Genomic DNA, 22124 nt, shown 5'->3' on the forward strand with positions numbered 1-22124 from the left:
GGCAGCAGGCACAAGGATCCCGCCGGTTCGCCGGCGGGATCTTTTTCCTGGGTGATGCAGGAGCGCGTCTCCAACGTCTTCGCCTGAACGATGTGCCCACTCGACAAGGCACATTCCGGGCATTAGGCAATCGATCGAGGCAACCGCATTCTGAAAGGCCGTCCCATGAGCAAGAAAACCCTGATCGCACCCTCGGTGCTGGCGTCGGATTTTTCGAAGCTCGGCGACGAAGTGGAAGCGGTCGCGGCGGCGGGCGCCGACTGGATCCATCTCGACGTGATGGACGGGCATTTCGTGCCCAACATCACCTTCGGCCCACCGGTGATCAAGGCGATCCGCAACCGGACCAAGGCATTCTTCGACTGCCACCTGATGATCGCGCCGGCCGATCCCTATCTGGCCGCCTTCGCCGATGCCGGCTGCGATGGCATGACCGTGCATGCAGAGGCCGGCCCCCATCTCGACCGTTCGCTGCAGACCATCCGCAACCTCGGCAAGAAGGCCGGCGTTTCGCTCAACCCGGCAACGCCCGAGAGCGCCATCGAATATGTGCTCGACCGTCTCGACCTGATCCTGATCATGACCGTCAATCCGGGCTTCGGCGGCCAAGCCTTCATTCCCGGCATCGTCGAGAAGGTGAAGCGGGTGAAGGCGCTGATCGGCGACCGCCCCATCCATATCGAGATCGACGGCGGCGTTTCCGCCGAAACAGCGCCGCTGGTCACCGCCGCCGGCGCCAACGTCCTGGTGGCGGGCGCGGCTGTCTTCAAGGGCAACAGCGTCGAGGCCTACCGGGCGAACATCGAGGCGATTAGGTCGGCGGCCGACGGCGCGGCCCGCTGACGCGCGGTCGGAGGGTATCATGACCAATCACCTGTTCGACGCTTTCCGTTCGCGAATGCCCGCGCCAGAGCGGCTTCTGCTGGAGGCGGATGACGGACGCCGGCTCACCTATGGCGACATGCTGGCGCGTTCGGCGCAGCTGGCGCACGCGCTGCTGCAGCTGGATGTCGAGCCGGGCGACCGGGTTGCCGTGCAGGTCGAGAAAAGCCCGCAGGCATTGCTGCTCTATCTCGCCTGCGTGCGTGCCGGCGCCGTCTTCCTGCCTCTCAACACCGCCTACACTCTGACCGAGCTTGGATATTTCTTCGGCGATGCCGAGCCACGGGTCATCGTCTGCGATCCGATGAGGGCTGCTGATATCGAAAAACTGGTCGGGACATCCGGCGCCGTCGTGGTCACGCTCGACCGCAATGGCGAGGGATCGCTGACGGACCAGGCTTCGCGGCAGCCCACCGACTTCCACGATGTCGAGCGGGGGCCGCACGATCTCGCGGCGATCCTCTACACGTCTGGAACGACCGGGCGCTCGAAAGGCGCCATGCTCAGCCACGACAACCTGGCCTCGAACGCGCGGGTGCTGGTGGACCAATGGCGCTTCACCACCGATGATGTGCTGGTCCACGCGCTGCCGATCTTCCACACGCATGGCCTGTTCGTCGCCACCAATGTCATCCTGATGGCCGGCGGCTCCATGCTGTTCGAAACGAAGTTCGACCCCGCCCGCATCGTCTCCCTGCTGCCGCGTGCCACCACGCTGATGGGCGTTCCGACCTTCTATGTGCGCCTGCTGCAGCAGGACGGCTTGAATCACGAATCGACAAAGACCATCCGCCTGTTCGTTTCCGGATCGGCGCCGCTGCTGGCCGAGACGCACAAGGCCTGGCGCGAGCGCACCGGCCACGCGATCCTCGAGCGCTACGGCATGACCGAGACCAACATGAACACGTCGAACCCCTATGAGGGCGAACGGCGCGCCGGCACGGTCGGCTTTCCCTTGCCCGGGGTGTCTCTGCGCATCGCCGATCCAGACGGCGGCGGGACGCTTGCCCAAGGCACGATCGGCATGATCGAGGTGAAGGGCCCGAACGTCTTCGGCGGCTACTGGCGCATGCCGGAAAAGACCAAGGCCGAATTTCGCGGCGACGGCTTCTTCATCACCGGCGATCTCGGAATGATCGATGCCGATGGCTATGTCCACATCGTCGGGCGCGGCAAGGATCTGATTATTTCGGGCGGCTACAACATCTATCCGAAGGAGCTTGAAAGCGAGATCGACGCGCTCGACGGGGTCAGCGAAAGCGCGGTCATCGGCGTCGCGCATCCGGATTTCGGCGAAGGCGTCACCGCCGTCGTCGTGCGCTCGCCCGCCTCGACGATCACCGCCGCCGAGATCCTCGGCGCCGTCGCGGAACGGGTGGCGAAGTACAAGCATCCGAAACGGGTGATCTTCGTCGAAGAACTGCCGCGCAACACGATGGGCAAGGTGCAGAAGAATCTGCTGCGCGATGCCTACAAGGATCTCTACGCATCGTAGAGCCTGTTCCATCCCGATGGAATCGGGATCATGCTCCCACGCGGCGCGTTACTTCGGCTTGCGCGGCTTTTCGATCCTGGTGCCGGAACCCCACAAGGCGCGCTGGATCAGGCCGCGTTTGCGGTTGCGGGGCACAAGGTCGATATCCCCGACCAGTTTCGCACCGCCCTTGCGGCGCTCCAGCGTGATCTTGCGGGTATGGAAGGCTTCCAGTTCGGCGCGGTGCGCCACGCTGACGATGGTGACCTCGGGCAGTTCACGGATCACCGTTTCCATCATCTGGTCCTGGCTCTTCTCATCCAGTGCCGAGGTCGCCTCGTCCAGCACGACGATGTCGGGGCGATGCAGCAAAAGGCGTGCGAAGGCCACCCGCTGCTTTTCGCCGCCCGACAGCGTCTGGTCCCAGGGCGCATCCTCCTTGATCCGGCCTGCGAGGTAACCGAGACCGACCTTGTCGAGGGCGGCCTTGATCTGTTCGATCTTCCAGTTGTCGGCGGCCGCGGGGTAGGCGATCACACGGCGTAGCGTGCCTGACGGGATGTAGGGCCGTTGCGGCAGCATGAAGAGCCGCCTCTCGGGATGAAAATTGACCCTGCCGCTTCCCCATGGCCAAAGGCCGGCGATCGCCCGCACCAGCGTGGACTTGCCCGAGCCGGATTCGCCGGACACCAGCAAGCGTTCGCCCGGTTCCACAACCACTTCGGTTTCCTTGACCACGGACGTGCCGTCGTCGAGCGTCACGGAAAGATCGTCGAGGGAGAGCATCGCATCACCCTTCGTGTCGCCGTGCTGGATGCGCCCGAGTTCATCGCTCTGTTCGGCGCGCTCGAGTCCGTCGAGCGACATCATCAGCGAGGCGATGCGGCGTGCCGAGGCGTTCCAGTCGGCAAGGCGCGGATAATTGTCGACCAGCCAGCCGAAGGCGCCCTGCACGATGGCGAAGGCGGAAGCAGCCTGCATCACTTGTCCGAGCGTCATCGAGCCTTCGAGGAATTTCGGGGCACAAAGCAGAACCGGCACAACCGGCGCGAACAGGCTCGAGCCCTGCGAGACCACCGCCGTGCGCATGTGCTGGCCGGTCAGCCGAGCCCATTGCTTGAGCACGCCGGCGAAGGTCTTGTCGATGCCACTGCGCTCCTCCTCCTCGCCTCCCAGCAAGGCGATGCTCTCGCCGTTTTCGCGCACGCGCGTCAGCACGTAGCGGAATTCGGCTTCCGCCTGGTTCTTCTTCTCGGACAGCTGAACAAAATCGCGGCCGATCAGGAACATCGAGGTGGAGGTGATCGCGGCATAGAACACCGCGGTAACAACGAGGAAGCCAGGCACGGTGAAGGTCGATCCCGCCAAAGTGAAGCTCAAGGCACCGCCGATCGTCCACAACACCACGATGAAGGTCGAGGCGGACAGGAAAGCGGAGATGACCCCGGCGACGAAATCGACGGGCGATTCGGTGGCGACCCGCAGGTCTTCCGAAAGACGGGCTTCGGGGTTCTGGTGATCGCCCTTCACGAGGTTCAGCTGGTAGTAACGGCCGTTGGCAAGCCAGCGCGCTATCACGGAGGTGGTCAGCCAGGACCGCCACCGGCGCTGCATCGTCATGCGCAAGTAAACCTGGGCAACCACAAGGCTCATGCTGCCAAGCACGAGCGGCACGAACACGGCGCTCAGGACATAGACGGTGTGGGCGTCGCGCCTTTCGATGGCGTCGAAGATCGCGCGGTTCCAGACATTGATGCCGTACTGGAAGCCGACATTGACGCCGATCAGGATCAGCAGCCCGATGGTCAGCGGCCAGCCGAGCTTGTCGCCGTGCCGTCCCCAATATCCGCGCCCGCTGATCCAGAAGCGCCGCAGCAGGTATTTCTTGCGCGCCTGCTCGGTTTCCTCGGCCGTCAATTCCGGGTCGGGTTCGATGGCCTCGGGCGGCGGAGCTTCGCCGGCCATTTCGGACGCGGCCGCCTCGACGATCGATAGCTTCTTGGCTCGCGGCTTCTTCTTACGTGGAGTTTCTTCGCGCGACTTCTCGTCAGGCGGCGTCGAGCGCCGCGGCTTTCGCTGGCGCGGGCCGGGAGCGCCGCGCGGTGTAACACCGTCGGCCGGTTTGGATTTGGGTTTCGCCTCGGACATGCGCCCCACAACGACCTCGAAATCAAAAGGTTTCATGACGTCCGCTTGAGGTGAAGCTCCGGGTATAGCAGCTGGCAAACATGGTCGGCGATCGCCAGGCTCGCCGTCAGGCCCGGGCTCTCGATGCCGAAGAGATTGACGATCCCGCCGACGCCATGATCGGCCGGTCCCTGGATCACGAAGTCGGCGGCCGGCTCGCCGGGACCGGTAAGCTTCGGCCTGATGCCGGCATAGGCCGGCTGCAGGGCGCCGTCGGCCAGACCGGGCCAATAGCGCCTGATCTCGTCATGGAAGACCGCGCTTCTGGAGGGGTCGACCGTATAATCCACGCCATCGACCCATTCGACATCCGGACCGAAGCGGGCACTGCCGGCAAGGTCGAGGGTCAGGTGGACACCGAGTCCGCCATCGACAGGCACCGGATAGATCAGCCGCGAAAAAGGCGAGCGGCCCGAAAGGGAAAAATAATTCCCGCGCGCGAGCCACAAGGGCGGGATGCGGTTTCGCGGAAAGCCCTCGATACGACCGGCCAGCGCCTGCGCGTCGAGGCCGGCGGCGTTGATGAAGGCGCCGGTTTCCAGCGCGAAAGGCTCGCCATTGGCATCCCGCGTGCGAATTTCGATCCCGTCGGCTGTGGGTGTGGCGCCGGTAACCGTGGTCAGGAATGCAAATGATGCGCCCGCTGCCTCCGCATCGCCGCGCAGCGACAGCATCAGCGCATGGCCGTCGATGATGCCGGTCGACGGCGACAGCAATGCGCCGGCGCAATTCAGGGCAGGCTCGAGGTTTCGCGCCTGCGCGCGCGTCAGCAGTTCGAGGTCGGCGACGCCGGAGCGTTCAGCATTGGTCCGGATCGTGGACAGTTTATCGAGCTGGGCGTGCTCGACGGCGACGATCAGCTTGCCGGTTCGCGCATGGCCGATGTTGCGCTCGCGGCAGTAGGCGTAGAGCCGTTCGCGGCCTTCGACGCAAAGCCGGGCTTTCAGACTGCCTGGCGCATAATAGATCCCGGCATGGATGACTTCGGAATTGCGCGCACTCGTGGCCGTGCCGATGGCATCCGCCTTTTCGACCACCAGCACCGATCTGCCTGACAAGGCGATTGCCCTGGCGATGGCAAGGCCGACGACACCCGCTCCGGCGACAACGCAGTCGACTTCGTGCATGGGCTCATTCCCCTTGATCGCGGCAGGCTCGTGTCACACGAATCCCTGTCGCAACAAAACATGAGGTTGCGGCCTGTTCTAGATCTTCGCGCCCGCCTCGAAGACGCTGGCGCCGTCGATCCAGACGCCCTTGACGTCGAGGCCATCCGACAGCGCGACGATATCGGCCGCCGTGCCATTGGCGAACCGCCCGAGCCGGTGAGACTGGCCGATCGCCCGCGCCGGATAAAGTGAAGCCATGCGCAACGCCTCACCCAGGTCGATACCGATGACGCGATGGACGAAGCGGACGGCCGAAATCATGTCGAGGTCGGCGCCGGCCAGCGTGCCGTCCGCCAGCCGCAGGGAGCCATCCTTGCGGAAAATGGTGCGACCGTTCAGCGTGAAGGATGTCATGTCGGTGCCGATCGTCGCCATGGCGTCGGTGACCAGGACGATCCTTGCCGGTCCCTGCTTGGCGCGAAGAGCGATCGCCATGGTGGCGGGGTCGACATGGATGCCGTCCGCGATGATGCCGGCGGAGAGCGTGCCGATATCGATCGCCGCGCCCGCCAGCCCCGGCTCGCGGTTGCCGATCTGGCTCATGGCGTTGAACAGATGCGTGACCATCGATGCGCCGGCATCGGCGAATTCACGCGCCCTGGCATAGCCCGCGTCCGAATGGCCGAGGCTGACGACGACGCCCGCACCGGCGAGGGCTGAAACCCGGGCGGGATCGACGGATTCGGGTGCGATCGTCGTCAGCAGCACCGGCAGTTGTTGGCGCGCTGCGATCAGCGCCGCCTGGTCGGCATCCGTCATCGGCCGGATCAGCTTGGGATCATGCGCGCCCTTGCGGGCGACCGACAGATGCGGCCCTTCGAGATGCAGGCCAAGGAAGCCGGGCACCTTCAGCCGCGCGGCTTCCGCACCCGCCGCGATCGCGGCGGCGGTGATTTCAGGCGTGTCGGTGATCAATGTCGGCAGCAGCGCTGTCGTGCCGAAGGGCGCATGCGCCCGGCAGATGGTCTCGATCGAGCCGACGTCGGGATGGTCGTTGAGCATGACGCCACCGCCGCCATTGACCTGCAGGTCGACGAAGCCCGGCGCGAGGATGCCGCCGCCGGTGTCGAGCCCGCGGATACCGGAAGGCACGGCGCCGTCCGGCAAGATGGCTTCGATAAGGCCATCGCGCACGACCAGCGCGTGGTCTTCATGCCAGTCGTCGCCGTCGAAAATGCGGGCGCCAGTCAGGGCAAAACGGTCGCTCATACTGTTTCCGTAACCTTGCGAAGATTGCGCGGCGTGTCCGGGTCGAGGCCGCGATGGCGGGCGAAGGCCTCGACGAACATGTAGAAGGAGACGATCAGCGTCAGCGGATCGGTCAGCGGATGCCCCGTGGCGACATGCGGCAGGCGCGTGGCGCGATTGGCAAGCGCCGACGTGACGAACACGGGCGCACCCTTGGCCGCCAGGCTGTCGGCGGCCTCGGCGACGGACGGTTCGGACGCGTCGCGCGCGGCCAGCGCCAGCACCGGAAAGTCGGGGCCGATCAGCGCCAGCGGCCCATGCATGACTTCAGCCGCGCTGTAGGCCTCGGCATGCATGCCGCAGGTCTCCTTGAACTTCAGCGCCGCCTCGTTGGCCATCGCCGCCGATGGGCCGCGGCCGAGGATGAACAGCGACTTCTGCTTCTCGATCGTCTCGGCCAGCACGCTCATCCAGTCGCAGGCGATCGCCTTGCGGAAATGATCGGGCAAGCGGGCAAGTGCCGCCAGCAGCGCCTCGTCACCAGTGGAATGCGCCATCAAGGCGAGGCCCGCGACGGCGGAATTGATGAAGGTCTTGGTAGCCGCGACGCTGCGCTCCGGCCCAGCCAGGATGTCGATGGAATAGTCCGACGCGCGGGCCAGCGGCGAGTCGGCGGTGTTGGTGATGGCGACGGTCAGTGCGCCGCCGGCCCTTGCCGCTTCCGCCATGGCGACGATGTCCGGGCTTTTGCCGGACTGCGAGATCGCAAGGCACGCGGAACCGTTGAGCCTGAGCCTGGCGCCATAGATCGATGCGATCGACGGGCCGACCGAAGCGACCGCAAGGCCGGCTGTGAGCTCGACGGCGTATTTCATGAAGGTGGCGGCATGGTCGGACGAGCCGCGCGCGACGGTGACGACGAAGTGCGGATCGCGTTCGCGGATACCGCGACCGGCCGCGGTCAGCGCCGCTCCAGAGCCATCGAGCAGGCGGGCGACGGCCTCCGGGATCTCTTCGATCTCGCGTCGCATATGGGTCATTTCCGTCGTCATTGTCGGCACTGCACTCATGGTCGGCCCTCTTCGCTCGGCCCTGTCAGCCGCAGTTCGGCGACGAAATCATAGGCGTCGCCCCGGTAGATGGAGCGGGTGAATTCTATCACCTTGCCGCTCGCCAGATAGGAAATACGTTCAATGTGCAGGCCGGCGATGCCGGGCGGCACTTCGAGCAGACGCGCGTCGCCATCGCCGAGATTGGCGGCGGAAATGCGCTGCACCGCCCGCACCGGTCGGTTGCCGGTCAACTCCAGCGCCGAATAGAGCGAGGAGCCAATACCGGCCGGATCGGGCAGCACGCTGGCCGACAGCGAGGCGCGTTCGATCGCCAGCGGCGTGTCGTTGGCGATGCGCAGGCGCGCCACCCTGGCCACGAGTTCGCTGGACGACAGGCCGAGCACCATCATCTCGTCGGGCGAAGGCGCGTAAAGGCCTCGGTCGAGCCAGGCCGAACGCACCGCCATGCCACGCCGCGCCATGTCCTCGGTGAAGGAGGTCAGCCGCGACAGCGATTGCTCGACGCGCTCCATGCGCGGCGCGACGAAGGTGCCGGAGCCATGGCGCTGGACGAGAATGCCGCCCTTGACGAGGTCCTGCACCGCCTTGCGCACGGTGACGCGGGAAATGTCTGCCTTGGTTGCGATGTCACGCTCCGAAGGGAGCGCGTCGCCCGGCCCGATCAGGCCGCGATTGACGGCGTCCTCGATGCTCTTGCGCAGCTGCAGATAAAGCGGGGCGCCGCTTTGCGCCGACTGTTTCAGCGTGGCGAAGATCTGGTCGGCGGCCTCGCTCATCGTGCCGCCTCCGCTTTGGCGAACAGACGCGCCGCCATCCGCACCGCGCCGCCAAGCGCGTCGTCGAGCGGCGGCATCAGCAGCGCCTGGTAGCGCGCGGATAGACGCGGCGCGTAGAGCGGTGCAAGCCCGCCGAGCAGGCAAAGTGGCGCATCGTCGGCAAGATCGAGCGCGCCAAGCGAAGCCTCGACATCGGCGACCGCTTTGTCGACGATCCAGTTGGCTACGCTGTCGCCCTTCGCCGCGTGCTCAAAGACCTTCGGCGCGAAGCCGCCGAAATCGCCGGGCTTGGCGTTGGTGGTGAATTCGACCACGTCCTCGGGATTGTCGCGGAAAACGGCCAACATGCTGTCGGTCAGCGGCGAACCCTCGCGGACGCCGTCATAGGCAAGCAGCGTCTGCTCGAGAAGGTCACGGCCTATGCGGGCGCCGCTGCCCTGGTCGCCGACCTGGAACCCCCAGCCGCCGATCGCCCGCGACATGCCGTTCCTGCGCGCCATGTAGGCGGTGCCGGTGCCGAGGATCGCCATGGCGCCATCTCCAGAGCCCACCGCGCCTTCCAGCGCGATCTCGGCATCGGTCTCGACGCGGCTGATGCTGAACGGCAGGATTGCCTCGAGCTGCTGCCGGTAGGTGCCGACATTGGCGCCGGCGAGGCCGAGAATGGCGGGGGTTCGCGGGATCAATTCCGGATCATGGCCGGCGGCGATAAAGGCCTGACGCGCGGCCTCGACTATGTTGGCCCGCGCGCCGGTGAGATCGGTGCGGATATTGGCGGCGCCGCTTTTGGCGCGGCCGACGACAGTGCCGTCCGCCGTTGCCAGGGCGGCCCTGCAGCTGGTGCCACCGCCATCGATACCGAGCACGAAATTCACGCGATTTCTCCTCCGATCCGATAATACCAATAAAATACCAATAGCCAAGGATTAATTTCCGTTCCAAAAAGATTAAGGCGTATTTTATTGAAAAGCTTAGACATTTCGCCGGCTCATTGATTTCCAGACTGCAAATTCGTTAATGCGTGTGGACAAGTGGTATTTTTTTGGTATTGTTTCCAAGGTTGGAGGAAATGGGATGGCCGAAACGCGCACCGAAGCGCTTCACCAGAATGCCAGGGGTCTGGACATCCAGACGCCGGACGCCATCCTTTCCTCGCTCGCCGACGCCCAGATCGAGGCCGCCAAGGCGGTCCGCGGCGCCATTCCAGCCATTGCCCGTGCCGCCGAAATAATCGCCAGCCGGCTGAACGGCGGTGGCAAGCTGGCTTACGCGGCGGCCGGCAGCTCCGGCCTGATGGCGCTGGCCGATGCGCTGGAACTGCCGGGAACGTTCGGTATCAAGCGGGAACGCATCGCCATCCTGATCGCCGGCGGCGACGACGCCTTCAAGGTGCTTGCGGGCGGCCCGGAGGACGACACCGAAGAGGCTTCGGCCGCGATTGCCGATGCCGGCATCGGCAAGGGGGACTGCCTGATCGCCATCTCCGCCAGCGGCACGACACCTTATGCGGTCAGGGCCATCGAGGACGCGCGGCGTCGGGGTGCCGCCACTGTCGCCATCGCCAACAACAAGGACACGCCGCTGCTGCGGCTGGCCGACGTGGCCATCCTGCTCGAAACGCCGCCGGAGGTGATCGCCGGCTCGACTCGCATGGGCGCCGGCACCGCCCAGAAAATCGCGCTCAATATGCTGTCGACGCTGACCGCCGTCCATCTTGGCCATGTGCATGATGGTTACATGGTCAACCTCATGGCCGACAACATCAAGCTGCGCGACCGCGCGGCGCGCATCGTGGCCGCTGTCACCGGGCGCGGCAGGGACGAGGCCGCCCGGCTGCTGGAAAAGAGCGGCGGCGCGGTCAAGACCGCCATTCTGCTCGCCGCCGGCGCCGACAGCGCCGATGCGGCCGAGAAGTTACTGGACGGGACCGGCCAGAAGCTGCGGCCCGCCCTTTCCGAGATCGAGGGGAGCAAGGGGCGCAACGCCTCTGTTCTCATCAAAACCGAACCTGAAAAAGGTCAACAGGGAGACTGAGCATGAAAACGAAACTACTGACGGCACTTCTTCTCGGTACAAGCATTCTCGGCTCGGCCGGCGTGGCTTATGCCGCCGACGTAACGCTCAACATCGAAAGCTGGCGCGGCGACGACCTTGCCATCTGGAAGGACAAGCTGATCCCGGCTTTCGAAGCCAAGAACCCCGGTATCAAGGTGGTGTTCGCACCATCGGCTCCAACCGAATACGACGCGGCCCTCGGCGCCAAGCTCGCCGCCGGCTCGGCGGGCGACCTGATCAGCTGCCGCCCGTTCGACAAGTCGCTTGAACTGTTCAAGAAGGGCAACCTCGCCGATCTGACGTCGCTGCCCGGCATGGAGAACTTCTCGCCGGTGGCCAAGGCCGCCTGGCAGACCGACGACGGCAAGTCGAGCTTCTGCGTGCCGATGGCCTCCGTCATCCACGGCTTCATCTACAACAAGGACGCCTTCGACAAGCTCGGCATCAAGGTGCCGGAGACCCGCGACGAGTTCTTCGCCGCGCTCGACAAGATCAAGGCCGACGGAACCTATATCCCGATGGCGATGGGCACCAAGGATCTGTGGGAAGCCGCGACCATGGGCTACCAGAACATCGGTCCGAACTACTGGAAGGGCGAGGACGGCCGCGCCGCCCTGATCAAGGGCACGCAGAAGCTGACCGACAAGGACTGGGTCGCGCCATACGAGGAACTGGCCAAGTGGAAGCCTTACCTCGGCGACGGCTTCGAAGCACAGACCTATCCGGACAGCCAGAACCTGTTCACGCTCGGCCGCGCCGCCATCTACCCGGCCGGCTCGTGGGAAATCGGCCTGTTCAACACGCAGGCCCAGTTCAAGATGGGCGCCTTCCCGCCGCCGGTCGAGAAGGCCGGCGACACCTGCTACATTTCCGACCATACCGATATCGGCATGGGCCTGAATGCGGCTTCGAAGAATGCCGACGCGGCCAAGACCTTCCTGTCCTGGGTCGCCTCGCCGGACTTCGCCACCATCTACGCCAACGCGCTGCCGGGCTTCTTCAGCCTGAACTCCTCGCCGGTGAAGATGGCGGACCCGCTGGCGCAGGAATTCGTCTCCTGGCGCGGCAAGTGCAAGTCGACGATACGCTCGACCTACCAGATCCTGTCGCGCGGCACGCCAAACCTCGAGAACGAGACGTGGGTTGAATCGGCCAACGTCATCAACGGCACCGACACGCCGGAAGCCGCCGCCAAGAAGCTGCAGACCGGTCTCGACAGCTGGTACAAGCCGGCAAAATAAGCACTCCCGGAACGGACCGGCCGGGCACACGCCCGGCCGGCTTCCAGAGTGCTGATGTCTTCAGATTGCGATTGTCGGCGCCGCCTCTCGGCCTTACCCTCCTTTTTCTTCGGGCAAGGCCAGCTGACCTGTCGCAAGCCTTGTCCTCCTCCGGGGACGGACACGGGCATTGCATCGAGGCTTTTTCTAGCATCACACCCTTCAGAACCGAGAGACGGCGGGGACCGAACTCATGGCCGCAGAAACACGACCGAAACGACCCACCCGCTGGCATATAGGCATCTTCCTGGCGCCGGCCGTGCTCGTCTATACGGCGATCATGATCCTGCCGCTGGCCGGCACGCTGCAGCTTTCGCTGTTCCGCAACATCGAGCAGCACCAGGTCTTCATCGGGCTGGAAAATTTCCGGACGCTGTTCGGCGATCCCAACTGGTCCGTGGGTTTCTGGAACGCATTGAGAAACAATGTCTGGTTCTTCATCATCCACATGCTGGTGCAGAACCCGATCGGCGTCATGCTGGCCGCATTGCTGTCCAGCCCAAGGCTCAGATTCGCCGCGTTCTACCGCACGGCGATCTTCGTGCCGACCATCCTCTCCTTCGTCATCGTCGGTTTCGCCTGGAAGCTGATTCTCTCGCCACTGTGGGGCGTGGCGCCGCATATGATGGATCTGGTCGGCCTGAAAAGCCTGTTCACGCCATGGCTCGGCAAGGAACAATACGCGCTGACCGCGCTCAGCCTGATATCGGTTTGGCAGTTCGTCGGCATCCCGATGATGCTGATCTACGCGGCACTGCTGTCGATCCCCGAGGAAGTGATCGAGGCGGCCGAATGCGACGGGATCACCGGCCTGTCGCAGTTCTGGAAGATCAAGCTGCCGCTGATCCTGCCGTCGATCGGCATCATCTCGATCCTCACCTTCGTCGGCAATTTCAACGCCTTCGACCTGATCTACACCGCGCAAGGCGCGCTCGCCGGGCCGAACTATTCGACCGACATCCTCGGCACCTTTCTCTACCGCGCCTTCTTCGGCTTCCAGCTGCAGACCGGCGACCCCAACATGGGGGCGGCGATCGCCACGATGATGTTCCTGATCATCCTCGGCGGCGTCTGCGTCTACCTGTTCCTCGTTCAGACGCGCCTGCGTCGCTACCAGTTCTGAGGGCAAGAGATGAGCACCGCCACCCGATCGCTCCCCCGCACCATCGGCGCCCACGCGATCCTGTTGACCTACACGGCGATCGCGCTGTTTCCGGTGATCCTGGTCATCATGAATTCGTTCAAGTCCCGCGCCGGCATCTTCGGCGCGCCGTTGACCCCGCCGACGCCAAAAACCTTCGACCTGATCGGCTACACCACCGTGATCGGCCAGGGCGATTTCATCCACTATTTCCAGAACAGCCTCGTCGTCACCGTCGCCTCGCTGTTCTTCGTGCTGCTGTTCGGCGCGATGGCGGCGTTCGCGCTGTCGGAATACCGGTTTCGCGGCAATTCGCTGATGGGCCTCTATCTGGCGCTCGGCATCATGATCCCGATCAGGCTCGGCACCGTCGCCATCCTGCAGTTGATGGTGGCGAGCGGACTGGTCAACACGCTGACATCGCTGATCCTGGTCTACACCGCGCAAGGCCTGCCGCTGGCCGTCTTCATCCTGTCGGAATTCATGAAGCAGGTGTCCGACGATTTGAAGAACGCCGGGCGCATCGACGGGCTGTCCGAATACACGATCTTCTTCCGGCTGGTGCTGCCATTGGTGCGGCCATCGATGGCGACGGTCGCCGTCTTCACCATGATCCCGATCTGGAACGACCTTTGGTTCCCGCTGATCCTGGCGCCGTCGGAAGAGACCAAGACCGTGACCTTGGGCGCGCAGCTGTTCCTTGGTCAGTTCGTCACCAACTGGAATGCCATCCTGGCAGCACTCTCGCTGGCGATCATGCCGGTGCTCATCCTCTACGTCATCTTCTCGCGGCAGCTGATCCGCGGCATTACTTCCGGAGCAGTCAAGTGAGTTCGCACAAACCCCTTCGCGTCGTCGTCGCCGGCCTCGGCAATATGGGCCGCAGCCATGCGCTGGCCTATCACAGCAATCCGGGCTTCGAGATCGCGGCGCTTATCAACCGTTCCGACGTGCCGCTGCCCGAAGGGCTTTCAGGCTACGGCATCAAGCGTTCCTTCGACGATGCGTTGCGCGACGAGAAGCCTGATGTCGCCTGCATCGCCACCTACTCCGACAGCCATGCCGATTATGCGGTTCGGGCATTCGAGGCCGGCTGCCACGTCTTCGTCGAAAAGCCGCTGGCAACGACGGTGGCCGACGCCCAACGCGTCGTCGCGGCCGCCAAGGCCAACGGCAAGAAGCTGGTGATCGGCTACATCCTTCGCCATCATCCGTCATGGATCAGGCTGATCGCCGAGGCACGCAAGCTCGGCGGACCCTACGTGTTTCGCATGAACCTCAACCAGCAATCCTCCGGCCACACCTGGGAGACGCACAAGCAGCTGATGCGGACGACATCGCCGATCGTCGACTGCGGCGTGCATTATCTCGACGTCATGCTGCAGATCACCGATGCCAAGCCGGTCGAGGTGCGCGGCATGGGGCTGCGGCTGACCGAGGAGATCGCGCCGACCATGTACAATTACGGCCATCTGCAGGTGCTGTTCGACGACGGGTCGGTCGGCTGGTACGAAGCCGGCTGGGGGCCGATGATTTCGGAAACCGCCTTCTTCGTGAAGGATGTTATTTCGCCGAATGGCTGCGTGTCGATCGTCATGAAGGAGGGCGTCAAGTCCGACGACATCGACACCCATACCAAGACCTCGACCATCCGCCTGCACAGTGCCGCGACCGGCGCGGATGGCAAGTTCATCAAGGCGGACGATATGCTGTCGATGGCGGGCGAACCCGGCCATCAGGATCTCTGCGATCTCGAACAGGCCTTCGTGCTGAAGGCGATCCGCGAGGATCTGGATCTCACCAAGCACATGGACGACGCGGTGAAGTCGCTCGCCGTCTGCCTGGCCGCCGACGAGAGCGTGCGCAGCGGCGCCGCCGTGAAACTCTAGAACAGGGACAAAGCCGTGGGCTCGCTGAACATCGAGAACGTGAAGAAGGCCTTCGGGCCGGTCGAGGTGCTGAAGGGCATCAACCTCGAGGTGAACGATGGCGAATTTGTCGTCTTCGTCGGTCCTTCAGGCTGCGGCAAGTCGACCCTGCTCAGGGTCATCGCCGGGCTGGAGGATTCGACGTCTGGCCGGGTGGTCATCGACGGCGTGGACGTCTCCACCATACCGCCGGCCAAACGCGGCATCGCCATGGTTTTCCAGACCTACGCGCTCTATCCACATCTGACGGTCAAGAACAATATGGGGCTTGGCCTCAAGCAGGCGGGTACGCCGGCGGCCGAGATCGAGCGTCGCATCGGTATCGCATCGTCGATGCTGTCGCTCGAACCCTATCTGGAAAGGCGGCCGGCCGAACTCTCCGGCGGCCAGCGCCAGCGTGTGGCCATCGGCCGCGCCGTGGTGCGCGAGCCCAAGCTCTTTCTTTTCGACGAGCCGTTGTCGAACCTCGATGCGGCGCTGCGCGTCAACACACGGCTGGAGATCGCGCAGCTGCACCGCAGGCTCAAGGCGACGATGATCTACGTCACCCACGACCAGGTCGAGGCGATGACACTGGCAGACAAGATCGTGGTGCTGAACGCGGGCAGGATCGAGCAGATCGGCGGGCCGATGGAACTCTACAACTCGCCCGCCAACGAGTTCGTCGCCGGCTTCATCGGCTCGCCGAAGATGAATTTCATCGACGGAAGCCGCCTCGGCGAGACTGCCAAGACGATCGGCGTGCGTCCCGAGCATCTGACCGTCGACCCGACATCGGGAACGTGGAAGGGGACCGTCGTCCATGCCGAGCATCTCGGCGCCGACACCAATCTCTACCTCGACTGCGAGAAGGCCGGGCTGATCACCGTGCGTATCTTCGGCGTCTATGACGCCGAGCCCGGCGCGACGCTTTATGCGACGCCGGATCCAGCCAGGACATATCGGTTCGGCGCCGACGGGAAAGTGCTGAAATAGTATCCGGGAGATGACGCCGACTGCCGCGTCATCTCGCCTTTGCGATCTGCCTGGCGATGGCGCGGGCCTGGATGCCGGCGCTGTGGAAATAGCTGGTTAGGCTCGGCCGCATGCCGATGAACCAAAGGCCGGGCTGGCCGGTTGGCGTGCCGCCATTGGCCTTTGAAACGCCCTTGCCGTCGAGGACGTCGAGATTGCCGACCATGGTTTCGAGACCGCTGCGATAACCGGTCGCCGCGATCACCACGTCCGGCTCGATGACGTTGTCGTCGCTAAGCCGCACGCTTCTCCCATTGAACGACGCAACCGGCGCGACCACCGTGATGCGGCCCGCCTTGAGTGCAGCCACGGCACCGTCGTCGACAGCGATGGCGATCTGTTCGGTGCCGAGGCGGCTGGCGCCGCCCTTTGGCGCCGGCGGCAGCCCATGGCGGGTGAGATCGCCGAAGATCAGGCGCTGCGTGGCGGAAATCATCATGTCGACGACGAATGTCGGCAAACTCGCCATGATGCCGGCGAAGCGATGGACGGCCACGCTGCCGATCCGTTTGGGCAGCAGCGACGGGCCTTGCCTTGCAGAAAGCCATATCTTGCCGGTGCCGGCACGGGAAAGGTGGTTGAGGACATCGAAGCCGGAATTGCCGGCGCCCACGACAAGCACGCTCTTGCCAGCATAGGCTTGCGCCGCGCCAAAATCGCCGGCGTGGACAAGCCGGCCCTCAAAGGATCGTATCCCGTCCCAGTCCGGGATCCACGGCACGCGATCACGTCCCGTGGCCACGATCACATGGCTGGCATGGCGCGTGCCATTGCTGGTGCGCACGAGCCAGCCGCCATCCTTGCGCTCGATGCGCTCGACCGTCGTGCCAAATTCGACGGCGAGGCCCCGCTTGGCGGCAAACCGTTCCAGATAATCGACGATGACGCCCTTGTGCGGAAACGCCGGGGTGCGGGGCGGGTAGGCCAGTCCCGGCAGCATGGAAAGCGCGCGGTGCGTGTTGAGATGCAGCTGTTGGTGCCGGCGCCGCCACGGCTCGGCAAGGCGAAGTTCCCTTTCCAGGATAACGACCGGCACGCCACGCTTGCGCAGCGCGTCCGCGGCCGCCAATCCCGCGGCGCCCGCGCCGATGACGATCACCGGCTCGTTCGGCACCGGCCCGGTCGTTCTTGCCGCCATTGCGTCGCGAATCCTTTTTCGATGCATTCCCGCCAGTTGCGCCCTATATGGCACTTGCGCGATATGGTCGATAATCAGGTTGCGTCAATGCGATTGATTCGAGGTCCATGGGCTGGTGGATTTCGTATTAACATGGCATGGCCCCAAGATACGCCGGGTCGTGCGGAGAGATCAAAGCGGTGCAGCGCTCCTTGCGTGTCCAAGGGGACACGCGGCGCGGTAGCCGGCACGCGGAAGTTCGACCATGCCCCCCTTGCGCATCTATTTCGATCGCCTACTCGAAGGCGCGGCGCCCAAGGTGAAACGGCATGAGCTGACGCATGTCGAGCGCCTGGCACTGGTTCGCCGGCATGGTGACTTCTCTCTCGCCTATTCGACCGCCGTCCAGGGCAAGCTCTCCTATTTCGGCGATGCCGATGGCTACATCGCTTTCGGCACCAAGATGAAGCATCATTTCGCCCTCGGCGATCCGGTCGTGGCGCCGGCCGATCGGCCGGACTACATCAGGCGCTTCGTCGAGAGCGCCGGAAGTCCATGGTTCGTGCAGATCGGCGAGCCGACGGCGCGGGTGCTGGCCGGGCTCGGCTACAAGATCAATCGCGTGGGCATCGACACCCGACTCAACCTGCCCGGACATGATTTTTCCGGAAAGCGCAACGAGACCGTGCGCTATTCCGAGCGCTGGCTGTTGAAGAAAGGCTTCACCTTTGACGAAGACAAGCGGACGGTCTTCCTCGACGAGATCGCCCGGCTTTCGGACAACTGGCGCGGCAACCGCATCGTCAAGCGGACGGAAATGGGCTTCCTCAACCGACCGTTTTACGAACATCTCGGCACGGACATGCGCCGCTTCGTACTGCATGGCCCGGACGGCGGGCTGGTCGCCCTGCTCGATTTCGATCCGCTGTTTCGCGACGGCAAGGTCATCGGCTACACCACGGCCTTCAAGCGCAAGCATCTCGATGCCTCGCCGCATGCCGAGATCGGCCTGACAAAATTCGCCGTTGACCGCTTTCGCGAGGAAGGCGTCTCGGTCGTCACGCTGGGCCTGTCGCCGTTGCTCGATATCGGGCCAAGCGGATTTGCCGAAAGCGATTTCTGGCGCAATGCCTTCCAGCGCGCCTATGACTCGGCATGGGTCAACCGCCGCCGGTTCAACCTGCAGGGACAGGCGGCTTTCAAGCGCCGGTTCCATGGCGTCGAGGAGCCGGTCTACATCGCCTTCCGCGAGGGGACCTACGTCGAGATGCTCGGGCTGCTGCGGCTGCTCAAGGCAATCTGAGGTCCGCGAGGCCTGGAGCTCGCTATGCCGCGTCAGTTCCTCAGCCGATAGCCGGTCTTGAATATCCAGGCGACGATGGCGATGCAGACGGCCAGGAAGACCAGCGTCATGCCCAGGCTGACGCCGACCGAGACGTCGGCCTTGCCGTAGAAACTCCAGCGGAACCCGCTGATCAGGTACACGACCGGGTTGAACAGCGTGATCGTTTTCCAGACGCCCGGCAGCATGTTGATCGAATAGAAGCTGCCGCCAAGGAAGGTCAGCGGCGTGATGATCAGAAGCGGCACCAGCTGCAGCTGCTCGAAACTCTTCGCCCAGATGCCGATGATGAAGCCGAAAAGGCTGAAGGTCACCGCCGTCAGCACCAGGAAAGCGACCATCCAGAACGGATGCTGGATGTGAAGCGGCACGAACAGCGAGGCGGTGGCCAGGATGATCAGGCCAAGGATGATCGACTTTGTCGCGGCCCCTCCGACATAGGCGATGACGATCTCGAGATAGGAGACCGGCGCCGACAGCAATTCGTAGATCGAGCCGACGAACTTCGGAAAATAGATCGCAAAGGAGGCGTTTGAGATCGACTGCGTCAGGAGCGACAGCATGATCAGGCCGGGCACGATGAAGGCGCCATAGCTGATGCCGTCGATCTCGGTGATGCGCGAGCCGATGGCAGAGCCGAAGACGACGAAATAGAGCGACGTTGAGATGACCGGCGAGACGATGCTTTGCAGCACGGTGCGGAACGCACGCGCCATCTCGACCCGGTAGATCGCCCAGACCGCACGCAGGTTCATGGCTCTCTCCTCACCAGATTGACGAAGATCTCCTCGAGCGAGCTGTTTTGCGTGTCGATGTCGCGGAACTGGATGCCACCGGCCTCGAGGTCGCGGAGCAGCGAGGCGACGCCGGGACGCTCGGCCTGATTGTCGTAGGTGTAGGTCATTTGCCCGCCGTCCGGCGACAGCTCCAGCGCGTAGCGCGAGAAAGCCTCCGGAATGGCCGTCAGCGGATTGCGCAGTTCCAGCACCAGGCGCTTGCGGCCAAGCTTGCGCATCAGCTCGGCCTTGTTCTCGACCAGGATGATCTCGCCGCGATTGATGACGCCGACACGGTCGGCCATCGCTTCGGCTTCCTCGATGTAATGCGTGGTGAGGATGATGGTGACGCCGTCCTCGCGCAGCCGGCGCACCATCTCCCACATGTCCTGGCGCAGCTCGACGTCGACGCCGGCCGTCGGCTCGTCGAGGAACAGGATGCGCGGCTCATGCGACAGTGCCTTGGCGATCATCAGCCGCCGCTTCATGCCGCCGGAGAGCGTGATCGCCTTGGCGTCCTTCTTGTCCCACAGCGACAGGTCGCGCAGCACCTTCTCGACAAAGCCGGGGTTTGCCGGCTTGCCGAACAGGCCGCGGCTGTAGTTGACCGTCGCCCAGACGCTCTCGAATGCATCGATGGTCAGCTCTTGCGGCACCAGGCCGATCAGGCCGCGCGCGGCGCGATAGTCCCTGCCGATATCATGGCCGTCGACCGTGACCGTGCCCGTCGAGCGGTTGACGATGCCGCAGACGATCGAGATCAGCGTCGTCTTGCCGGCTCCGTTCGGCCCCAGCAACGCGAAGATCTCGCCGCGCTGGATGTCGAGGTTGACTTCCTTGAGCGCGGTGAAGCCGGTGGCGTAGGTCTTTGAGACCCCGGAAATGGACAGGATGGAGGGCATGGCTGAACGGCTGCTTGAAAGAGGTCCCCTGATATAGGCCGAATGCCGCCGCGTGCAACCGGAAGTCAATGGTGCTGCTGACAGTTCTGGACATTGGAGGCAATCGCCGGGCAATGAACCGCCCGCAACCGGTAAAATTGTCCTGTGGCGTTGAGCCTCGCGGCAGGACGCCGCTTTGACCCGAACCCGCTTCAAGCCTATTCTTCGCCAGTATTGGCAGCAGCCGGAGCCCGCCATGGACCCGCTCATACTTTCGCGCATTCAGTTCGGCGCGAATATTTCGTTTCACATCCTGTTTCCAACGATCACCATTGCGCTGGGCTGGGTGCTGCTCTTCTTCAAACTTCGCTACAACGCGACAGGCGATTCAGCCTGGATGCGCGCCTATTTTACCTGGGTGAAAGTGTTCGCGCTGTCCTTCGCCATGGGTGTCGTCTCCGGCGTGACCATGAGCTTCCAGTTCGGCACCAATTGGCCGGGCTACATGGAAAAGGTCGGCAACATCGCCGGGCCGTTGCTTGCCTACGAGATCCTGACCGCCTTCTTCCTCGAAGCGGCATTCCTCGGCATCATGCTGTTCGGCTTTCGCCGCGTCTCAAACCGCGTCCACACGATGGCGACCGTGCTGGTGGCCGGCGGCACCACTCTTTCCGCCTTCTGGATCATCGCGCTCAATTCCTGGATGCAGACACCGGCCGGCTACGAAATCCGCGACGGCGTGGCGCATGCCGTCGACTGGTGGGCGATCGTCTTCAATCCGTCGATGCCCTATCGGCTGGTGCACATGCTGCTGGCCTCCGGCCTGACGGTCTCGTTCCTGATCGCCGGCCTGTCGGCGATGCGCTACCTCCATGGCGACCGTTCGGAATCGATGTGGAAGGCTTTGCGCACCGGCGTGTTCACCGCCGCCATCCTGATCCCGATCCAGATATTCGCCGGCGACCAGCACGGCCTGAACACGCTGGAGCATCAGCCGCAGAAGGTCGCCGCCATGGAGGCCAACTGGAACACCGGCCCCAACGTTCCGCTGATCCTGTTCGCCATTCCCGACGAAGCGGCCAAGGAAAACAAGTTCGAGCTGGCCATTCCCGATGGCGCGAGCCTCATCCTGCGCCACAGCGCCAGCGGCGTCGTGCCGGGCCTGAACGACTATGCCGGCAACCATCCGCCGGTGTTTCCGGTGTTCTGGGGTTTCCGCATCATGGTCGGCACCGGGCTCCTGATGCTCGCCGTCTCCTGGTCGGCGGCTTTCTTCCTCAAGCGTCGCCACAGCCTGCCGAAGCCGCTGGCGATGCTGATGGTGCCGATGGCGCTGTCGGGCTGGCTGGCGACGCTGGCCGGCTGGTACACAACCGAGATCGGCCGCCAGCCTTGGCTGGTCACAGGCGTGCTGAAGACAGCCGACGCCGTCGGACCCGTGGCCGGCAGCCATGTCGCGCTGACGCTCGTCGTCTATCTCATCCTCTACGCGCTGCTTTTGATCGCCTATCTCGGCGTGCTGGTGCACCTGGCGCTGAAGGCGGCGAAGGAGGGCGACACCTCGCCGCTGCCGGGGGTTCTCAACGCGCCGATGTCGCAGCCGGCAGCGGGAGAGTAGGGATGACCCGGATGTTCAAGGCCAGCGCCGCCCCTCACCTGCCTGCCGGCATCCTCTCCCCCTATAGGGACGGCGAGAGGGGCGCTCTAGTCGCCGGTTTCGCCAATCATCATCGTGATAGCAGGAAGGGCGCTGGCGTTGCGGCCAGCCTCCTTCTCCCCGTCACTACACGGGGAGAAGTGCCCGGCAGGGCGACGAGGGGCAGCGCCTGTCTCGACAATCA

Annotated in this window: 19 protein-coding genes; 10 read left to right on the forward strand and 9 right to left on the reverse strand. The window is 64.2% G+C overall.

Annotation, left to right across the window (positions count from 1 at the left end; all coding sequences use genetic code 11):
- Window positions 1–165: 165 nt before the first annotated feature.
- Both rpe and ACO07C_RS17325 read left to right on the forward strand, forming a co-directional pair.
- The gene (gene rpe, locus ACO07C_RS17320; protein WP_421915372.1) at window positions 166–843 is read left to right on the forward strand and encodes a ribulose-phosphate 3-epimerase; all 678 of its coding nucleotides are present in this window, start codon (window positions 166–168) and stop codon (window positions 841–843) included.
- Between the two features lie 19 nt (window positions 844–862).
- Window positions 863–2377 carry a malonate--CoA ligase gene (locus ACO07C_RS17325; RefSeq protein WP_421915373.1) on the forward strand — a complete coding sequence of 505 codons (1515 nt, stop codon included), beginning with the start codon at window positions 863–865 and terminating at the stop codon, window positions 2375–2377.
- A 48-nt stretch (window positions 2378–2425) separates the two neighbouring features.
- Here ACO07C_RS17325 and ACO07C_RS17330 read toward each other — a convergent pair whose 3' ends face one another.
- The 6 genes from ACO07C_RS17330 to ACO07C_RS17355 all read right to left on the reverse strand — a co-directional run bounded on the left by ACO07C_RS17330 (window position 2426) and on the right by ACO07C_RS17355 (window position 9624).
- On the reverse strand, window positions 2426–4504 hold the full coding sequence (locus ACO07C_RS17330) for an ABC transporter ATP-binding protein/permease (RefSeq protein ID WP_421917554.1): 2079 nt from the start codon (window positions 4502–4504) through the stop codon (window positions 2426–2428).
- 32 nt (window positions 4505–4536) lie between these two features.
- A complete protein-coding gene (locus ACO07C_RS17335) occupies window positions 4537–5670 on the reverse strand; it encodes an NAD(P)/FAD-dependent oxidoreductase (protein WP_421915374.1) in 1134 nt (377 codons plus the stop codon).
- Window positions 5671–5748: 78 nt separating this feature from the next.
- A complete protein-coding gene (gene nagA, locus ACO07C_RS17340; protein WP_421915375.1) occupies window positions 5749–6921 on the reverse strand; it encodes an N-acetylglucosamine-6-phosphate deacetylase in 1173 nt (390 codons plus the stop codon).
- Complete coding sequence (locus tag ACO07C_RS17345) at window positions 6918–7952, reverse strand: SIS domain-containing protein (protein ID WP_421917555.1); 1035 nt, start codon at window positions 7950–7952, stop codon at window positions 6918–6920. The genes nagA and ACO07C_RS17345 overlap by 4 nt, the downstream gene beginning before the upstream one ends.
- 14 nt (window positions 7953–7966) lie before the next feature.
- Complete coding sequence (locus ACO07C_RS17350) at window positions 7967–8749, reverse strand: GntR family transcriptional regulator (RefSeq protein WP_421915376.1); 783 nt, start codon at window positions 8747–8749, stop codon at window positions 7967–7969.
- Complete coding sequence (locus ACO07C_RS17355; RefSeq protein ID WP_421915377.1) at window positions 8746–9624, reverse strand: BadF/BadG/BcrA/BcrD ATPase family protein; 879 nt, start codon at window positions 9622–9624, stop codon at window positions 8746–8748. The genes ACO07C_RS17350 and ACO07C_RS17355 overlap by 4 nt, the downstream gene beginning before the upstream one ends.
- 199 nt (window positions 9625–9823) lie before the next feature.
- Between ACO07C_RS17355 and ACO07C_RS17360 the strand changes: the two genes are divergently transcribed.
- The 6 genes from ACO07C_RS17360 (at window position 9824) to ACO07C_RS17385 (ending at window position 16128) form a co-directional block, all read left to right on the forward strand.
- Complete coding sequence (locus ACO07C_RS17360; RefSeq protein ID WP_421915378.1) at window positions 9824–10783, forward strand: N-acetylmuramic acid 6-phosphate etherase; 960 nt, start codon at window positions 9824–9826, stop codon at window positions 10781–10783.
- 2 nt (window positions 10784–10785) lie between these two features.
- On the forward strand, window positions 10786–12045 hold the full coding sequence (locus tag ACO07C_RS17365; RefSeq protein WP_421915379.1) for an ABC transporter substrate-binding protein: 1260 nt from the start codon (window positions 10786–10788) through the stop codon (window positions 12043–12045).
- Between the two features lie 232 nt (window positions 12046–12277).
- Window positions 12278–13207, forward strand: a complete 930-nt coding sequence (locus tag ACO07C_RS17370; protein ID WP_421915380.1) for a carbohydrate ABC transporter permease — start codon at window positions 12278–12280, stop codon at window positions 13205–13207.
- Window positions 13208–13216: 9 nt separating this feature from the next.
- A complete protein-coding gene (locus ACO07C_RS17375; protein ID WP_172221463.1) occupies window positions 13217–14056 on the forward strand; it encodes a carbohydrate ABC transporter permease in 840 nt (279 codons plus the stop codon).
- Window positions 14053–15114 (forward strand): Gfo/Idh/MocA family protein, encoded by a 1062-nt coding sequence (locus ACO07C_RS17380; RefSeq protein ID WP_421915381.1) that lies wholly within the window; start codon window positions 14053–14055, stop codon window positions 15112–15114. The genes ACO07C_RS17375 and ACO07C_RS17380 overlap by 4 nt, the downstream gene beginning before the upstream one ends.
- A gap of 15 nt (window positions 15115–15129) precedes the next feature.
- Complete coding sequence (locus tag ACO07C_RS17385; RefSeq protein ID WP_421915382.1) at window positions 15130–16128, forward strand: ABC transporter ATP-binding protein; 999 nt, start codon at window positions 15130–15132, stop codon at window positions 16126–16128.
- Between the two features lie 28 nt (window positions 16129–16156).
- Here ACO07C_RS17385 and ACO07C_RS17390 read toward each other — a convergent pair whose 3' ends face one another.
- Window positions 16157–17305 carry a flavin-containing monooxygenase gene (locus tag ACO07C_RS17390; RefSeq protein WP_421915383.1) on the reverse strand — a complete coding sequence of 383 codons (1149 nt, stop codon included), beginning with the start codon at window positions 17303–17305 and terminating at the stop codon, window positions 16157–16159.
- Between the two features lie 244 nt (window positions 17306–17549).
- Between ACO07C_RS17390 and ACO07C_RS17395 the strand changes: the two genes are divergently transcribed.
- Window positions 17550–18587 (forward strand): phosphatidylglycerol lysyltransferase domain-containing protein, encoded by a 1038-nt coding sequence (locus ACO07C_RS17395; RefSeq protein ID WP_421915384.1) that lies wholly within the window; start codon window positions 17550–17552, stop codon window positions 18585–18587.
- Between the two features lie 32 nt (window positions 18588–18619).
- Here ACO07C_RS17395 and ACO07C_RS17400 read toward each other — a convergent pair whose 3' ends face one another.
- Window positions 18620–19381 carry an ABC transporter permease gene (locus ACO07C_RS17400; RefSeq protein WP_421915385.1) on the reverse strand — a complete coding sequence of 254 codons (762 nt, stop codon included), beginning with the start codon at window positions 19379–19381 and terminating at the stop codon, window positions 18620–18622.
- Window positions 19378–20304: an ABC transporter ATP-binding protein gene (locus ACO07C_RS17405; RefSeq protein ID WP_421915386.1), complete on the reverse strand. Its 927-nt coding sequence runs from the start codon at window positions 20302–20304 to the stop codon at window positions 19378–19380. Before ACO07C_RS17405 ends, ACO07C_RS17400 begins: the two co-directional genes overlap by 4 nt.
- Before the next feature lie 235 nt (window positions 20305–20539).
- Here ACO07C_RS17405 and ACO07C_RS17410 point away from each other — a divergent pair, with 235 nt between their 5' ends.
- Complete coding sequence (locus tag ACO07C_RS17410; protein WP_421915387.1) at window positions 20540–21901, forward strand: cytochrome ubiquinol oxidase subunit I; 1362 nt, start codon at window positions 20540–20542, stop codon at window positions 21899–21901.
- Window positions 21902–22124: the final 223 nt, after the last annotated feature.

This window comes from Mesorhizobium sp., assembly GCF_965229135.1.
Classification (GTDB): Bacteria; Pseudomonadota; Alphaproteobacteria; order Rhizobiales; family Rhizobiaceae; genus Mesorhizobium.

Coding starts and splice junctions, on each gene's coding strand:
- rpe (WP_421915372.1), top strand. CDS start 166: ATGAGCAAGAAAACCCTGATCGCACCCTCGGTGCTGGCGTCGGATTTT.
- ACO07C_RS17325 (WP_421915373.1), top strand. CDS start 863: ATGACCAATCACCTGTTCGACGCTTTCCGTTCGCGAATGCCCGCGCCA.
- ACO07C_RS17330 (WP_421917554.1), bottom strand. CDS start 4,504: ATGTCCGAGGCGAAACCCAAATCCAAACCGGCCGACGGTGTTACACCG.
- ACO07C_RS17335 (WP_421915374.1), bottom strand. CDS start 5,670: ATGCACGAAGTCGACTGCGTTGTCGCCGGAGCGGGTGTCGTCGGCCTT.
- nagA (WP_421915375.1), bottom strand. CDS start 6,921: ATGAGCGACCGTTTTGCCCTGACTGGCGCCCGCATTTTCGACGGCGAC.
- ACO07C_RS17345 (WP_421917555.1), bottom strand. CDS start 7,952: ATGACGACGGAAATGACCCATATGCGACGCGAGATCGAAGAGATCCCG.
- ACO07C_RS17350 (WP_421915376.1), bottom strand. CDS start 8,749: ATGAGCGAGGCCGCCGACCAGATCTTCGCCACGCTGAAACAGTCGGCG.
- ACO07C_RS17360 (WP_421915378.1), top strand. CDS start 9,824: ATGGCCGAAACGCGCACCGAAGCGCTTCACCAGAATGCCAGGGGTCTG.
- ACO07C_RS17365 (WP_421915379.1), top strand. CDS start 10,786: ATGAAAACGAAACTACTGACGGCACTTCTTCTCGGTACAAGCATTCTC.
- ACO07C_RS17370 (WP_421915380.1), top strand. CDS start 12,278: ATGGCCGCAGAAACACGACCGAAACGACCCACCCGCTGGCATATAGGC.
- ACO07C_RS17375 (WP_172221463.1), top strand. CDS start 13,217: ATGAGCACCGCCACCCGATCGCTCCCCCGCACCATCGGCGCCCACGCG.
- ACO07C_RS17390 (WP_421915383.1), bottom strand. CDS start 17,305: ATGGCGGCAAGAACGACCGGGCCGGTGCCGAACGAGCCGGTGATCGTC.
- ACO07C_RS17395 (WP_421915384.1), top strand. CDS start 17,550: ATGCCCCCCTTGCGCATCTATTTCGATCGCCTACTCGAAGGCGCGGCG.
- ACO07C_RS17400 (WP_421915385.1), bottom strand. CDS start 19,381: ATGAACCTGCGTGCGGTCTGGGCGATCTACCGGGTCGAGATGGCGCGT.
- ACO07C_RS17405 (WP_421915386.1), bottom strand. CDS start 20,304: ATGCCCTCCATCCTGTCCATTTCCGGGGTCTCAAAGACCTACGCCACC.
- ACO07C_RS17410 (WP_421915387.1), top strand. CDS start 20,540: ATGGACCCGCTCATACTTTCGCGCATTCAGTTCGGCGCGAATATTTCG.